A 15459-nucleotide genomic window follows, 5' to 3' on the forward strand; every position below is an offset into this window, starting at 1 on the left:
GGTGGTCGCGCGGCGTGGCGCAGGCGCCGTCAGGGCGTCGCCGAACGCCCGAGGACGCTGCGGTATGCCGTCAGCGCCGCCTCGAGCGCATCGCGTCCGGTCGGCAGCCGCGCGGCCCGGGCGCGGGCCCGGTCGGACAGCGCGTCGCGGGCGTCGGGATCGGTGAGCAGGTCGCCAATGGCACCCACGAGGGCGGCGACGACCGGGTCGGGCTGCGTCGTGCGACCAGCGCACCCGCCACCGGTGACGAGCACCCCCGCACCCTCCAGCAGGGCTGCCGTGCCGCCGACGTCGGTGGCGACGATCGGCGCCCCGGCGGCGAGCGCCTCCTGCAGGACCAGCGGCTGCCCCTCCCACACGGCGCAGGAGACGACCACGTCGGCGCCGGCGAGCAGCCGTGGGACGTCGGCCCGGCGACCGAGGAAGTGCACTCCTCCCCCTCCCCGCCCCGCCTGCTCCCGCAGGGCGGCCCCGAGCGGTCCGTCCCCGACGACGACGAGAACCGGCGGCGCGGCCAGGCGCGGGTCGTTGACCAGCGTCCGGTGGGCCTCGATGAGGCGGTCGACCCGCTTCTGCGCCGCGAGGCGGCCGGCGGTGAGGACCACTGCGGCGGAGGGCGGCACCCCGAGCTCGGTGCGCAGGTCCTGACGGGCCGCCTGCCGCTCGGCGTCGGTCGCCGGCACTGCGCCCGCGGACGGCACGACCGCCAGGCCCGCGCCGCGGGCGCCCCGGGCCCGGGCCCGCTCCACGAGGTCGGCGGACACCCCCAGCACGAGATCGGCGCGCCGATAGACCACGACCTCGAGCGCGGCATACGTCCAGGCCGCGGCGCGCCCCTCGGGCGGGCCGTTGTGGCTCGTGACGACGAGCGGCGTCGACCCCCGGCGCCGCGACGGGGCACCCACCCGGTGACCTGACCGCCCGACGGCGAGAGCTGCGGCCGCCCGGCGCGCATGCCGTGCGCGTGCACGACGTCGGCGCCCCGCGCCAGCGCACCGAGCCGGATCTGGGCACGCGCCAGAGCCCGTGGCCCGGCCACCCCGACCTCCACCTCGCGCACCGTGGCCCCGGTCGCGGGGAGGTCGAACCCCACGACCACGGCCCGTGGGGCGGCCAGCACGACGTCGTGCCCCGCGGCGACCAGGTCGTGGGCCAGCTCGCGGACGTGGCGGCCCACGCCGCCGCCGACGACCCCGGTCACGAGCAGGACGCGCACCCGGGCCACCCCCTCATCGGTCACTCCTCAGCCGTTCCAGGACCGGGGCCATCGCCACGCGGTGGAGCAGCAGCACCGTGGACACCACGACACCCAGCGCGACGACACCCCGCAGCAGGCCGAGGGCCACCGCACCGGCCATCGAGGTGGGCGCGCCGGGCAGCAGCGCCGCCAGCAGCACGCCGAGCACCGCACCGGCCGACGCGACCACGAGGGCGCGGGGCACCCCGGTCAGGCTCGTGGACCCCCACGCCCGGTGGACCGACCAGGCGAGGACCACCGCCGAGACCACCATGCCGAGCGAGGACGCCGCGGCGAGCAGGACGAGGACACCGGCGACACCGGCCTGCGCCGCGGGCCCGGCGCCCGCCAGGGCCACGGCCGCAGCCAGCAGCCAGCCCGCCGCGGCCCCCGCCGCCGCGGCGCGCGGTCGACCGACGACGTACAGCGCGCGGGTCAGGAGCGCGACGAGACCGAAGCCCACCAGACCAGGAGCCAGGGCGGCCAGCGCGTCGGGCAGGGATTCCAAGGCCTCCTGGCCCACGCCACCGGCACCCGCGTCGAGCGCGAGGAAGGCCGCACCCACCTCCTCGCGTGCGGCGACGAGCGAGGCGGCTCCGGCGACCGCGGCGACCGTCACCGCCATCGCCGTGCGGCGCAGCACCGGCTCCGTGCGCTCGACGTCGCCCACGAGGCGGGGAAAGGCCGCGGTGGCCAGGGGCACGACCAGCACGGCGTAGGGCAGGAGGTAGACCGTCTGGGCGTAGGTCCACACGGTGATGGCCGCGACCCCGGTGCCGTTGGCGACGACGATGACGACCACGGTGAACAGCTGCTGCGCCCCGACCGTCACCAGCCCCGCCAGGGCCAGGGCGCCGGCCGTCCGGCCCGAGCCCGGTGGGAACCGCAGTGTGGGCCTCCATCGCACGCCGGCCCGCCGGGTGGGCAGGAGCAGGGGCAGGCTCAGCGCGACGACGCCGAGCGTCGTGCCGCCCGCCAGCAGCACGATCGCACGGTCGGGGATCTGCGCCAGCGGCACGGTCGGGTCCACGCTCGCTCCGAAGGCGAGGTAGACGGCGATGACGACGATGCTGGAGAGCAGCGGGGCAGCCGCGGCGGCGAGGAACCGGCGGTGGGCCTGCAGCACGCCGGTGAGCACGATCCCGACGCCGTAGAGCGCGATCTGCGGAGCGAACAGCAGGAGCATGAGCCGCCCCGTCCGCCCCGCCTCCGCGGGGTCGCAGCCCCCGGTGCCGGCCGAGCCGAGCAGGGCGCCCGTGAGGGGTCCGGCCAGGAGGGCGGCGAGCAGGGCCAGCGGCAGCAGAACCACGAGCGTCCAGCCCAGGAGCGCGGAGGCGGTCCGGTCGGCGAGGTCCTCGTCGCCGTCCTGCAGGTGCCGTGCGACGAGGGGGACGGCGACGGCCGCGAGGGCGCCTCCCGCGGCGATCTCGAACAGGACGTTGGGGACCTGGTTGACGGTGACGTAGACCTGCCCGACGCACGTCGCGCCGACCGCCTCGGAGAAGGCCAGCCACCGCGCGATGCCGGCCACCCGCGCGAGCAGGGTGGTCACCGCGACGATGCCCGCCGCGGCGAGCAGACCCTGGGTGAGGACGCGCGGGCTCGGCCCCGACGCGGGGCTGCTCACCGTCGACCCCACCGGTCCAGCTCGCGCAGCACGGGAGTGGCGTCGATGACCCGGGAGAAGCTCACCCGCTCGCTGAGGATCGTGAGGCCCGCGAGCACACCGAGGCAGCGCCAGCGGCCCCCGGCTGACAGTTCGCGCGCCGCCGCGACGCCCAGCGCCGCCCCGAGGGCGTTGGCCCCGGTGTCACCGAGCATGCTCGTACCCCGGAGGTCGTCGCGCAGCACGGCGAGACCGGCCCCGACGCACGCCGCTGCCGCGGGCTGGCGCACCGAGAGCGGCACCCCCACGGCCAGCCCGACCTTGAGGGCGCGCCCCGGGCGCAGGTCGAGCAGGTTGGCGAGGTTCGCCGCGCCGGCGACGATCCCGGCGGCGGCGAGGGTATGCCGGCCCCGCCCCCTGTCGCGGTCGATCGCCCAGGCACTCGCGGCCCCGGCGGCGCTCAGCGCGACGATCTTGAGCGTCCCCGTCGTGACCCGGCCGCTCCGCAGCGCCCCCAGGTGTCCGCGCAACCCCTTGACCCCCGTGTCTCCTCCCAGGTCGTCCACCGCACCGGCTCCGCCGGCCAGCAGCACCGCGAGCGCCGCCGGAGGGTCCGCGAGGGCGAGCGGGGTGGCCGTGCCGACGGCCAGCGCCACCCCTTCGACGAGGGTGACGTCGTCGCCCCGGTGGTTGCGCCGGACCCAGCGGCGTCCGCCGCCGGGCAGCACGCCATACCGGTCCATCCGGGTCACCGCGGCGGCGAGGGTCCCGGCGCCGGTGATGAGGAGACCACCGGTCGGGAGGGTCCGGCTCACGGGTCCGTGGTCGCCGCGGCGTCGTCGGGCACCGGTTCGGTCGCGGGCGGCTCCAGGCCGCTGCTGCGGGTCGAGCTCAACCTCAGCGGTGGCGGGGCGGGGACGGGAGCCTCCGCCTGCTCCCCCAGCCCGTAGTGCCCCGTCTCCTCCTGCAGCTCCCAGGCCAGTCCGAGCACCGCCGCGGCGCGGCCGCTCGCGCTCTCGAGGTCGTCGACTGTCGAGACCGCACCGCGCAGGTCGCCCTCGCGCCGGATCGTCTGGACCAGTCCGTCCTCGCCGCCGCCGTCGGCCAGGGCCTGGGACTCGGTGCCGGCCGCGGCGACGACCAGGGGCAGCCCGAGCGCGTCCAGGGCCCGGACGAGGTCCAACCGGGTCTGCAGCCGGGTCTGCTCGGCCTGCTCCTCCCCCGCCTCGAGGCCGTCCGCCGGCACCCCGCTACCGACCACGAGCAGGGCCTCCGGGGCACGGCGATCGGTCACCTGGGCCTGGTCCTCCTGCCACCGCAGGTCCACGATCCCCTCGTCCTCGAGGCGCTCGCCCGCAGCGAGCCACGCCCCCACCTCGCCGTCGCGGTCGGCTCCCGCGACCGTCGCGGCCAGCACGGCTCCGAGAGAAGCACCCTCGCCCTCGGCCACGTCGGGAACCTCCAGGGTGCCGGCCAGTCCTTCAAGGATCCCGTCGTCGATCTCGGCGGCGTCGAAGGACTCATCGACCTCCACCTGGAGCGCGAGGACTCCCCCGGCCTCGCTCAGCCGGTCCTCGAGCAGCGCGACGTCGTTGCGGTCCGCGCCGGGCAGGACGACCATCGTCACCCGCGTGCCGTTGAGGGTTCCCGCTACCCCGCGCGGGCTGAGCAGGTCGACGGCCTCGTCCTTGGCCGCGGCCTGCTGGGACTGCACCTCCAGCTCCCGGCGCAGCTCGGTGCGCTCGGTGCGCAGCTGGCCGACCTCCTCGTCGAGGGTCTCCGAGATCCCCTCGCGCAGCGGCCCCGCACCCAGCACGATCCCGATCGCCAGGGCGATGAAGACCGCGACCAGCGACACCAGGTGGTAGCGGAAGTCGATCACGATGAGAACAGCCCCTCGATCCAAGCCCAGACGTCATCCCATCGTACGGCCAGCACCCCGAGGAGGGCCCGACCGCCGGGGGTCACCGCCAGCGCCACGAGCAGCGCCAGGAGCCCGGCCAGCAGCAGCCACACGAGCGAGACGGTGGGGATCCGCGAGCGGTAGAGCAGGCTCACGCCCTTGGCGTCGACCAGCTTGCTCCCCACCCGGAGCCGGGTGAGGAAGGTGCTGGCCATCCCCTGCCGGCCCTTGTCGAGGAACTCCACGAGGGTGGCGTGGGTGCCGACGGCGACGATGAGCTCGGCGCCCAGCTCGTCGGCGAGCAGCATCGCGATGTCCTCGCTGGTCCCCGGCGCCGGCAGCACCACCGCGTCGGTCACCCCGAGGGCCTCCACGCGCTCCAGCCCCGGGGCGCGGCCGTCGCGGTAGGCGTGGACGACGAGCTCGGCCCCGCAGGTCAGGGCGGCGTCCGACACGGAGTCCATGTCACCCACGACCATGTCGGGGGTATGCCCCATCTCCAGCAGGGCATCGGCGCCCCCGTCCACCCCGATGAGGACCGGCCGCGCCTCGCGCAGGAAGGGACGCAGGGTCTGCAGGTCCTCCTTGTAGTGGTAGCCGCGCACGACCACCAGGGCGTAGCGACCCGTGAAGCTGGTGCGCAACTCGGGAACGCCGATGCCGTCCAGCAGCAGCTCGCGCTCGGCTCGGACATACTCCATCGTGTTGTGCGAGAACGCCTCGATCTGCTCCGAGAGGTTGCCCCGGGCGTGCTCCTGCTGCTCCTGCACCATGGCCGGCGTCACCCACGTCGCCTCCGCCACGACGACCCCGTCGACGCGCAGCTGCTCACCGGTCACCGTCGCGTGGGCGCCCTCGGGCAGCGACATCACCTCCGGGCCTGCGGCGTCCAGCAGGGGTATGCCGGCATCCATGAGGATCTGCGGGCCCATGTTGGGGTAGGCGCCTGTCGTCGACCGCGCGGCGTTGACGACCGCGGCCGGGGCGCAGGCGACGAGGGCGTTGGCGCTCACCTGGTCCAGGTCGGCGTGGTCGATCACCGCCACGTCCCCCGGCTGGAGGCGGGCCGTCAGCCGCTTGGTGCGCACGTCGACGCGCACCGGGCCCGCCACGGGCACGGCGGGGTCGGGGGTTCCTCGGCGCCTCTTGCTCATCCGGCGTCAATGGTCGCACGGCGGGAGAGCAGCTCCCGGGCGTGCTCGAGGGCGGCGTCGGAGTCGGCGACGCCACCCAGCATGCGGGCGAGCTCGGCCTCGCGCGCGGCCCCCTCGACGACGCTCACCCCGCTGCTCGTCACCTGCCCGTCGGTGCTCTTGCGCACGACGAGGTGGCGGTCGGCGTGGGCGGCGACCTGGCCGAGGTGGGTGACCACGATGACCTGGGAGGAGGCCGCGAGACGCGCCAGCCGCGCCCCGAGGTCCAGGGCCGCGGCGCCGCCGACGCCGGCGTCGACCTCGTCGAAGACGTAGGTCGGCACCGTCCCCTCGCCGCACACCAGCTCCAGCGCCAGCATGACCCGGGACAGCTCACCGCCCGAGGCCGCCTTCGTGACCGAGCGCGCGGGTGCGCCCGGGTTCGCGGCCAGCCGGATCTCCACGGTGTCGAGGCCCGAGCTCGTGGCCCGCACCGTCGTCCCGTCGGCGAGCTCGACGACGCTGCCACCGGCCTCCCCCTCGGGGTCCGTGCCGTCGCCCTCGGTCGTCCGCTCCACGCGACGGTGGGCCACGTCGATGCTCACGGTGGCCGACCCCATGGCCAGGTGGGCGAGCTCCTCGGTGACCTGCACACCGATCCTGCCTGCGGTGTCCCGTCGCAGCCGCGTCAGCTCCGCGCCGATGCGCCCCACCTCACGGCGGAGGCGCGCCACCTCCTGCGCCAACGCAGAGAGGTCCTCGTCGGAGACGTCGATGGCGTCGAGCTCGGCGGCGGCGTCCCGGGCGAACTCGAGGACGGGGTCCGTGGTGGAGCCGTAGCGACGCAGCAGGGTCGTGAGCTCCGCGCGTCGCGCGTGCACGGCATCGAGCCGTTGGGGGTCGACCTCCACCGCCGCGGCGTAGGCCGCGAGGTCGGGGCCGAGGTCAGCGGCGAGATAGGCCAGCTCCTGCAGCCGGGTCAGCAGCCGGGCCAGCTCCTCGTCGTGGTCGGCCGCCGAGGCGAGCGCTGCCGCCGCCGAGCCGAGCAGGCTGCCCACCGAGGGACCCTCCGCGGCCCCGCTGGCCGGGTCCGCACCCACGAGCGCCTCGTGAGCCCCCTGGGCTGCGAGGCGCAGCTCCTCGGCATACGTCAGCCGGTCCGCCTCGGAGCGCAGGGAGTCCTCCTCCCCCGACGACGGATCGACCCGCTCGATCTCCTCCAGGGCGGTGCGCAGGGCTCCCACCCGCAGCGACCGGTCCGTGGCGCTCCGGGTCAGCTCGATGGACCGGGCCCTGGCCCGCTGCCAGGCCTCCCAGGCGCCGGCATACTCCTGGAGCGCGGTCTCCAGGGCCGCTCCCCCAGCGGTGTCCAGGAGGATCCGGTGCTGCTCGGCGTCCCGCAGCCGCCACTGGTCGGCCTGACCATGGACCGCGACGAGGTGCTCCCCGACCTCGGCCAGCACCGAGACCGGCGCGCTGCGGCCGCCGACGCTCGCGCGCGAGCGACCCTCGGCGGCCACGGTGCGGACGAGGATCAGCCCGTCCTCGGCGTCGCCACCTGCCTCCTCGACGCGTCGGGCGGCCGGGTGGTCGGCGGGCACGTCCACCTCTCCCTCGACCACCGCACGGTCCGCCCCGGCGCGCACCAGACCGGCGTCGGCCCGCTCGCCCAGCAGCAGCCCGAGGCCGCTGACGACCATGGTCTTGCCGGCCCCGGTCTCACCCGTGATGACGTTGAGACCGGGGGCCAGGTCGAGCTCGGCCTCCTCGATGACGCCCAGCTGCTGCAGCCGGATCCGACGCAGCGTCACGTCGGGTCCTCCGGCGCGCCGCCGGCCGGGCCACGCCAGCCCGAGACGGGGAGCGCGAACTTGGCGACGAGGCGGTCGGTGAAGGGTGCCGTGCCGAGGCGGGCCAGGAGGACGGGGGTCGCCGACCGCCGCACCTCGATGCGGGCACCGGGAGGCAGCTCGACCGTGCGTCGGCCGTCGCACCACATGACGCCGGTGACGTGGCTGTGCGGGACCACCTCGACGGCCAGGTGGGCGTCCGGGCCCAGGACCACGGGTCGGGCGAAGAGCGCGTGCGCGGAGATCGGCACGACGAGGAGGGCCTCGACATCGGGCCAGACGATCGGGCCGCCGCCGGAGAAGGCGTAGGCCGTGGAGCCGGTGGGGGTGGCCATCACGACTCCGTCGCACCCCCAGGTCGACAGTGGTCGCCCGTCGACCTCGACCGCCAGCTCGAGCATGCGCTCACGCGCGGACTTCTCCACGCTGGCCTCGTTGAGGGCCCAGTTGTGGCACACGACGCGCCCGTCGTGGACGACGTCGACCTCCAGGGTCATCCGTCGCTCGACGTGGTAGTCGCCGTCGACGATCCTGGTGACGATGGCGTCGATGTCGTCCTTCTCGGCCTCGGCGAGGAACCCGACGCGCCCGAGGTTGACGCCCAGCAGCGGGGTTCCCGCGGGTCGGGCGATCTCGGCGCCGCGCAGGATCGTGCCGTCGCCGCCGAAGACGACGACCAGCTCGCACCCGGTGGCGTCGACGTGCGCGGGCACCGGGCTCTTGATGGCCACGACCTCGTCGTCGGTGACGACCTGGTGGGTCGGGTCCGCCTCGGGCACGACCTCGACCTCGATGCCGTGCCGTCCCAGACGCTCGGCGAACACCCTCGCCAGCCTCGGCACGTCGGAGCGCGTCGGGTGGGTGACGAGCATGATGCGCCGGCTCATCCGTCCTCCTGTGCTCGTGCCCTCAGCAGGGACGCCATGTCGGTCGGCCCTGGACCACAGCCCATCATGCCCTCCGGGTCCGGGCAGGCTCCCGGGTGGGCGCACCGCCGGAGCCACCAGAGGTACTCCACGTTGCCCGTGCCGCCCCGCACCGGCGAGCGCACCAGGTCCTGCGGGCACATCCCGTGGGCGCGCGCGACCTCGTCCAGGTCGAGCAGGACGTCGGCGCGCTGGCGGACGGACCGCACGACCCCCGTGCGGCCCAGTGCCGCTGCGCCGACCTCGAACTGCGGCTTGACGAGCAGCACCAGGTCGGCGCCAGGACACGTCAGCTGCGACAAGTGGGGCAGCACGACGGACAACGAGATGAACGACAGGTCCCCGACCGCCAGGTCGAACCGACCACCGAGGGCCTCGGGCGTCGCGTCGCGGACCGACAGGCCCGACCGGTCCTGCACGCGCGGGTCCTCCCCCAGCACCGGCGCCAGCTGTCCGTGACCGACATCGAGGGCGAGCACCTCTCGCGCGCCGTGCTCGAGGAGGACCTGGGTGAAGCCCCCCGTCGAGGCACCGACGTCCAGCGCGCGTGAGTCCCCGACCCGGTCGGCGACCTGGGGCCAGGTCTCGAGCGCGTGGGCGAGCTTGACCGCGCCTCGACCGACCCAGCCCCGCAGGACCCATGCCGACTCCGTCCCCTCGCCAGAACCGTCCAGCGTGAGGACGGTGGGATCCTCGATACGCTGAGCGGGTCGTCGCACGACCTGTCCGTCCACCCGCACGAGACCGTCACGGATGAGCAGCTGCGCCTGGGTGCGGCTCGTCGCGAGACCGCGGGCGACGAGGGCCTGGTCGAGCCGGGGTGTCACCGGGGTCGCGGTCGGGCGCCCGGCGAGCCCGGCTCGTCCGAGGTGGCCGGTGTGGTCAGCCTCGACTGGAGCGAGCGGTGCGCCTCGGAGAGCGCGGCCGCTGCGGCCGCCGGGTCCTCGTCAGTGAGTGCCTCGTCGAGCGCCCGCAGCGTGGCGTCCACCTCCTCGTCGCCGGTGCGCGGTGCGGAGGAGGACTCGGTGTGCGGGTGCTCGGTCATGACGTGCTCCACAGGTGGGCGAGGTCCAGGATCGTCTCGGCGACGTGGTCGGGACGCTGCGCGTCGGAGGCTGCGTCGACGTCGGCTCGGTCGGACACCCCGGTGAGGACGAGGGCACTCGGCACCCCGGCTGCGCGCGCTCCGGCGATGTCGGTCTCCAGCCGGTCCCCCACCATGAGGGACTGCTCACGAGGCAGGCCGAGCCGCCGCAGCGCCACGGTGTAGGCCGGCTCGTGGGGCTTGCCGACCACCAGGGGCGCTGCGCCGGTGGCGTGGGCGACCGCTGCCACCAGCGATCCGTTGCCCGGCGCCAGCCCCCGCGCCGTCGGCAGGGTGGCGTCGTCGTTGGTGGCGACCCACAGCGCGCCCTCCCTGATGGCGTAGGCGGCCTCCGTCAGGTCGGCCACGGTCAGCTGCGGCCCGTAGCCCTGCACCACGGCCGCGATCTGGGGTGGCACCCCTCGCTCCCCCTCGTCGCCCGCCTGCACCGGCGTCACCACGTGGAAGCCCGACGCGGTCAGGGCGTCCGCGACCCCCTCGCCGCCGACGGCGAGCACCGGCGCCCCGCGCAGGAGGTCCGGACGACGCTCGCCGAGCACCTCGGCCGCGACCTGGGACGCGGTGAGGACCTCCTCGACGTCGGCCTGCACCCCGAGGTCGCGGAGGTGCTGCGCGACCGCAGCCGGGGTCCGGGAGGCGTTGTTGGTCATGAAGAGGATCTGCAGGCCCGCAGCCCGGGCCTGCTGCAGGCCCTCGACCGCGCCCGGGCAGGCCTCCTGTCCCCGGTAGACGACCCCGTCGAGGTCGCAGAGCAGCGCCGAGATCACGCCGGACCTCCGGAGCGACCCTCACCATCCTCGCGACGGCGACCCTCCGGCCGCCGGTCGGACTGATCCGTCGGCCGACCACGGCTCGGCGCGTCGTCCTCGGGCTCCTCGTCGTCACCGAGATCCACGACCCACGCGTCGTCGGCGGAGCCCAGCCGCTGCGCCGCATCGGTCTCGCCGCGCTCGTCGACCTCGGCCGCGCGGGCATACCACTCCATCGCCTCGTCCTCGCGGCCCGCGCCCTCCAGGGCCGCGGCATAGGCGTAGCGGACCCGTGCCGCCCACGGGTGGCGGGCCGTGGTGCCACGGGCCAGGTGCTCGAGGTGCTGCACCGCGGCCGCGTGCTGGCCCAGGTCTCCGCGGGCCCCGGAGACGACGATGGCCAGCTCGACCTGCTCGGGGGCGGCAAGCTGCCGGGCCTCCGGCGTCGCCGCCAGCTCGATGGCACGCTCGGGGCGACCCAGACCTCGCTCGACGTCGGCCATGAGCGGCAGCAGGTGATGGGAGCCGCTGAGCCGACGCGCGGTCCTGAACTCGGCCAGTGCCTTGGCCCACTCACCGCGCCGGTAGTAGACGACACCCAGCGCCTCCCGCACGCCTGCGACCCGGCCCGCCCGACGGGCGGCGGCCTCCGCGTGCGCCAGGGCCTGGTCGAAGAGCTCGGCATCCAGGAGCCGACCGACCATCACCAGGTGACCACCGACCCCTTCGGCGTTCTCCTTGCTCAGGGTGCGCAGCTCACTGCGCAGGGAGCGGTCGAGACCGCCGGCGTCGGCATCCTCGGGAAGGGGCGGCTCGGGCACACTCGGCGGGCGGCGCACGTCCGGACGGCCTTCACGGTCTGAGCCCGGGCCTCCGCGATCTCCCCACCGGCCATCGGACCCGCCGACATCACGTCCACGTCGCTCTCCCCGACGCCCACGCTCCCGATCCCCGTCTCGCGTCGGGCGGCTGTCGCGGTCACGACCAGGACGCCGATCCGAGTCACGATCAGGCCGCCGATCTCCGCGCTCGTCCCGTCGCGGGCGATCCCGGTCACCGTCGCGCACCGGCCGACGGTCCCCGCGCTCGTCCCGTCGCGGGCGATCCCGGTCACCGTCCCGCACCGGCCGACGGTCCCCGCGCTCGTCCCGACGGGGGCGCTCCCCGTCACGACGCGGGGCATCGCGCCAAACCTCGGCACGGCGTCCCTCCTCCGCCCCACCCTGGGGCGACGAAACAGGTCGGTCCTGGTCCACGGGATGTTCCTCTCGATCGCGCACTCCACGTCTGGCGTGGCGGCCATTGTGTCAGGCCCGGCACACCGAGGACGCCAGGCATAGCGAAAGGGCCCGCCCTGGTGGGCGGGCCCTTTCGTAAGGGTGGTCCGGCGGTGTCCTACTCTCCCACACCGTTCCCAGTGCAGTACCATCGGCGCTGTCAGGCTTAGCTTCCGGGTTCGGAATGTGACCGGGCGTTTCCCTGACGCTATGACCGCCGTAACATGTTCGACCTTGTCCAACCGTTGTTGCTGGGTTGGTTGTGGGTCGGGAACCGTGCAGTGGACGCGAGCATGATGTCTGTAAGAGCTTTGAGACTTTGTTGGTTTTGTTAAGTTATCGGCTTATTAGTACCGGTCAGCTACGCACATTGCTGTGCTTCCACGTCCGGCCTATCAACCCAGTAGTCTAGCTGGGAGCCTCTCCACCCTAGGGGTGATGGAAACCTCATCTTGAAGTGTGCTTCCCGCTTAGATGCTTTCAGCGGTTATCACGTCCGAACGTAGCTAATCAGCGGTGCCCTTGGCAGGACAACTGACACACCAGTGGTTCGTCCATCCCGGTCCTCTCGTACTAGGGACAGCTCTCCTCAAGTTTCCTACGCGCGCAGCGGATAGGGACCGAACTGTCTCACGACGTTCTAAACCCAGCTCGCGTACCGCTTTAATGGGCGAACAGCCCAACCCTTGGGACCGACTCCAGCCCCAGGATGCGACGAGCCGACATCGAGGTGCCAAACCATGCCGTCGATATGAGCTCTTGGGCAGGATCAGCCTGTTATCCCCGGGGTACCTTTTATCCGTTGAGCGACGGCGCTTCCACAAGCCACCGTCGGGTCACTAGTCCCGACTTTCGTCTCTGCTCGACATGTCTGTCTCACAGTCAAGCTCCCTTGTGCACTTACACTCGACACCTGATTGCCAACCAGGCTGAGGGAACCTTTGGGCGCCTCCGTTACTCTTTAGGAGGCAACCGCCCCAGTTAAACTACCCACCAGGCACTGTCCCTGATCCGGATCACGGACCGAGGTTAGATATCCAGAACGACCAGAGTGGTATTTCAACGTTGACTCCACAACCACTGGCGTGGCCGCTTCATAGTCTCCCACCTATCCTACACAAGCCGTACCGAACACCAATACCAAGCTATAGTAAAGGTCCCGGGGTCTTTCCGTCCTGCTGCGCGTAACGAGCATCTTTACTCGTAATGCAATTTCGCCGAGTTCGCGGTTGAGACAGTGGAGAAGTCGTTACGCCATTCGTGCAGGTCGGAACTTACCCGACAAGGAATTTCGCTACCTTAGGATGGTTATAGTTACCACCGCCGTTTACTGGCGCTTAAGTTCAGAGCTTCACCCACACGTGGGTTGACCCGTCCCCTTAACGTTCCAGCACCGGGCAGGCGTCAGTCCGTATACATCGTCTTGCGACTTCGCACGGACCTGTGTTTTTAGTAAACAGTCGCTTCTCCCTGGTCTCTGCGGCCTTCAACGCTAACCCGCAAGGGGTTTCACGCGTCCGGCCCCCCTTCTCCCGAAGTTACGGGGGCATTTTGCCGAATTCCTTAACCACGATTCACTCGATCGCCTCGGTATTCTCTACCTCACCACCTGAGTCGGTTTGGGGTACGGGCGGCTCGAACCTCGCTAGGAACTTTTCTTGGCAGCATAGGATCACCCTGCTTCCCGCATACGCGGTCACGATCAAGCCTCGGGCACTGATGGGGCGGATTTACCACTCCCCGGCCCTGCGCTCTTCGACGTGGACTACCATCGCCACGCGGAGGCTACCTTCCTGCGTCCTTCCATCGCTTACCTACTACCAGCTCGGGTCACGCGTTCCACCACCCGACCACACACCACAAGGGCGTGCAGCAATGGGTGGCTTCAGGCGCTTAGCATCCCCGGATTCGGTATGGGTCGGTTCTTCGCCGGTTCCGGAATATCAACCGGATGTCCATCGACTACGCCTGTCGGCCTCGCCTTAGGTCCCGACTTACCCAGGGCAGATTAGCTTGACCCTGGAACCCTTGGTGATTCGGCGGAAGAGTTTCTCACTCTTCATTCGCTACTCATGCCTGCATTCTCACTCGTGCCGGATCCACACCTCGATCACTCGGATGCTTCACTCCCGGCACGACGCTCCCCTACCCATCAACACGCCTGAACCCACCCCCGCAAAGGGGAGAGGGCTGAGCAAAGTGCTGATGCCACAGCTTCGGTGGTGTGCTTGAGCCCCGCTACATTGTCGGCGCGGAATCACTTGACCAGTGAGCTATTACGCACTCTTTCAAGGGTGGCTGCTTCTAAGCCAACCTCCTGGTTGTCTTCGCAACTCCACATCCTTTCCCACTTAGCACACGCTTAGGGACCTTAGCTGGTGATCTGGGCTGTTTCCCTCTCGACTACGAAGCTTATCCCCCGCAGTCTCACTGCCATGCTCTCACTTACCGGCATTCGGAGTTTGGCTGACGTCAGTAACCCGGTAAGGCCCATCAGCCATCCAGTAGCTCTACCTCCGGCAAGAAACACATGACGCTGCACCTAAATGCATTTCGGGGAGAACCAGCTATCACGGAGTTTGATTGGCCTTTCACCCCTACCCACAGCTCATCCCCTCAGTTTTCAACCTAAGTGGGTTCGGGCCTCCACGCGGTCTTACCCGCGCTTCACCCTGGCCATGGGTAGATCACTCCGCTTCGGGTCTAGACCCAGCGACTCAAACGCCCTATTCGGACTCGCTTTCGCTACGGCTTCCCCACACGGGTTAACCTCGCCACTGAGCACTAACTCGCAGGCTCATTCTTCAAAAGGCACGCCGTCACCAGCCCGCAGGCCAGCTCCGACGGATTGTAAGCGCACGGTTTCAGGAACTATTTCACTCCCCTCCCGGGGTACTTTTCACCTTTCCCTCACGGTACTTGTCCGCTATCGGTCACGAGGGAATATTTAGGCTTAGCAGGTGGTCCTGCCAGATTCGTACGGGATTTCTCGGGCCCCGTACTACTCGGGAGGCGGCACACACAGTCACGGATGTTTCGGCTACCGGGGTCTCACCGTCTACGCCAGGCCTTTCCAGACCCTTCACCTACAACCACGCGATTTCTTACTGTGCACCAGGCTGGTAGACCCAGTACGCACCACTCCCACAACCCCCGCAGCTGCAACCCCTACCAGGTATCACACAACTACGGTTTAGCCTCATCCGCTTTCGCTCGCCACTACTCACGGAATCACATGTTGTTTTCTCTTCCTGTGGGTACTGAGATGTTTCACTTCCCCACGTTCCCTCCACACACCCTATATATTCAGGTGCGGGTGACCAGCGATGAAGCTGGCCGGGTTTCCCCATTCGGACACCCTCGGATCACAGTCTGGTTATCGACTCCCCGAGGCTTATCGCAGATTCCTACGTCCTTCTTCGGTTCCTCGTGCCAAGGCATCCACCGTGCGCTCTTAAAAACTTAACAAAAAAGCCACAAAGATACAGATGCTCGCGTCCACTGTACAGTTCTCAACCAACAACCAGCCACCACCAGACCAAAGCCACCACACACACCCAAACCCTCGGTCACCCACCCCCACACAGGGAGCAGACACCAAGGACCCAGCCGCGGGTATAACCCCAACCACGTGATCCCAGCCACCAGAAGCACCACACCCCACACCCCACCA

11 protein-coding genes, 2 rRNA genes and 1 pseudogene are annotated in these 15459 nt (G+C 71.1%); all 14 read right to left on the reverse strand.

All coding sequences use genetic code 11. The features are described 5' to 3' along the window. Nucleotides 1-29 precede the first annotated feature (29 nt). Nucleotides 30-905 carry a glycosyltransferase family 4 protein gene (locus tag FA582_RS08705; RefSeq protein ID WP_147899789.1) on the reverse strand — a complete coding sequence of 292 codons (876 nt, stop codon included), beginning with the start codon at nt 903-905 and terminating at the stop codon, nt 30-32. A 44-nt stretch (nt 906-949) separates the two neighbouring features. Then, nucleotides 950-1240 (reverse strand): annotated as a pseudogene (locus tag FA582_RS17710) (glycosyltransferase); the annotation flags it as partial. Next, nucleotides 1230-2864: a murein biosynthesis integral membrane protein MurJ gene (gene murJ / locus FA582_RS08715; protein ID WP_158640865.1), complete on the reverse strand. Its 1635-nt coding sequence runs from the start codon at nt 2862-2864 to the stop codon at nt 1230-1232. The pseudogene FA582_RS17710 and the gene murJ, both read right to left, overlap by 11 nt. Continuing rightward, nucleotides 2861-3658: a hypothetical protein gene (locus FA582_RS08720; protein WP_010148625.1), complete on the reverse strand. Its 798-nt coding sequence runs from the start codon at nt 3656-3658 to the stop codon at nt 2861-2863. The genes murJ and FA582_RS08720 overlap by 4 nt, the downstream gene beginning before the upstream one ends. Further along, the gene (locus FA582_RS08725) at nt 3655-4725 is read right to left on the reverse strand and encodes a copper transporter (protein ID WP_010148627.1); all 1071 of its coding nucleotides are present in this window, start codon (nt 4723-4725) and stop codon (nt 3655-3657) included. Before FA582_RS08725 ends, FA582_RS08720 begins: the two co-directional genes overlap by 4 nt. Continuing rightward, nucleotides 4722-5900, reverse strand: a complete 1179-nt coding sequence (steA, locus tag FA582_RS08730; RefSeq protein ID WP_029541503.1) for a putative cytokinetic ring protein SteA — start codon at nt 5898-5900, stop codon at nt 4722-4724. The genes FA582_RS08725 and steA overlap by 4 nt, the downstream gene beginning before the upstream one ends. Continuing rightward, entirely contained in the window at nt 5897-7690 is a 1794-nt protein-coding gene (gene recN, locus FA582_RS08735) for a DNA repair protein RecN (protein WP_147899790.1), read from the reverse strand. Before recN ends, steA begins: the two co-directional genes overlap by 4 nt. Then, nucleotides 7687-8616, reverse strand: coding sequence for an NAD kinase (locus FA582_RS08740; protein WP_010148630.1), 930 nt, complete (start codon nt 8614-8616; stop codon nt 7687-7689). The genes recN and FA582_RS08740 overlap by 4 nt, the downstream gene beginning before the upstream one ends. Then, complete coding sequence (locus FA582_RS08745) at nt 8613-9482, reverse strand: TlyA family RNA methyltransferase (protein WP_010148631.1); 870 nt, start codon at nt 9480-9482, stop codon at nt 8613-8615. Before FA582_RS08745 ends, FA582_RS08740 begins: the two co-directional genes overlap by 4 nt. Then, the gene (locus tag FA582_RS08750; RefSeq protein ID WP_029541506.1) at nt 9479-9700 is read right to left on the reverse strand and encodes a hypothetical protein; all 222 of its coding nucleotides are present in this window, start codon (nt 9698-9700) and stop codon (nt 9479-9481) included. Before FA582_RS08750 ends, FA582_RS08745 begins: the two co-directional genes overlap by 4 nt. Beyond that, nucleotides 9697-10527, reverse strand: a complete 831-nt coding sequence (locus tag FA582_RS08755) for an HAD-IIA family hydrolase (RefSeq protein WP_010148633.1) — start codon at nt 10525-10527, stop codon at nt 9697-9699. Before FA582_RS08755 ends, FA582_RS08750 begins: the two co-directional genes overlap by 4 nt. Further along, nucleotides 10524-11330 (reverse strand): tetratricopeptide repeat protein, encoded by an 807-nt coding sequence (locus FA582_RS08760; protein WP_010148634.1) that lies wholly within the window; start codon nt 11328-11330, stop codon nt 10524-10526. Before FA582_RS08760 ends, FA582_RS08755 begins: the two co-directional genes overlap by 4 nt. A gap of 561 nt (nt 11331-11891) precedes the next feature. Beyond that, nucleotides 11892-12008: ribosomal RNA gene (rrf, locus tag FA582_RS08765) — 5S ribosomal RNA — on the reverse strand. Between the two features lie 105 nt (nt 12009-12113). Continuing rightward, nucleotides 12114-15254: ribosomal RNA gene (locus FA582_RS08770) — 23S ribosomal RNA — on the reverse strand. Nucleotides 15255-15459 lie beyond the last annotated feature (205 nt).

This window comes from Serinicoccus profundi, from assembly GCF_008001015.1.
GTDB classification, from domain to species: Bacteria; Actinomycetota; Actinomycetes; order Actinomycetales; family Dermatophilaceae; genus Ornithinicoccus; species Ornithinicoccus profundi.

Excerpts from the sequence above, each read along its gene's own strand:
- FA582_RS08750 (WP_029541506.1), bottom strand. The coding sequence starts at position 9,700 with ATGACCGAGCACCCGCACACCGAGTCCTCCTCCGCACCGCGCACCGGC.
- FA582_RS08740 (WP_010148630.1), bottom strand. The coding sequence starts at position 8,616 with ATGAGCCGGCGCATCATGCTCGTCACCCACCCGACGCGCTCCGACGTG.
- steA (WP_029541503.1), bottom strand. The coding sequence starts at position 5,900 with ATGAGCAAGAGGCGCCGAGGAACCCCCGACCCCGCCGTGCCCGTGGCG.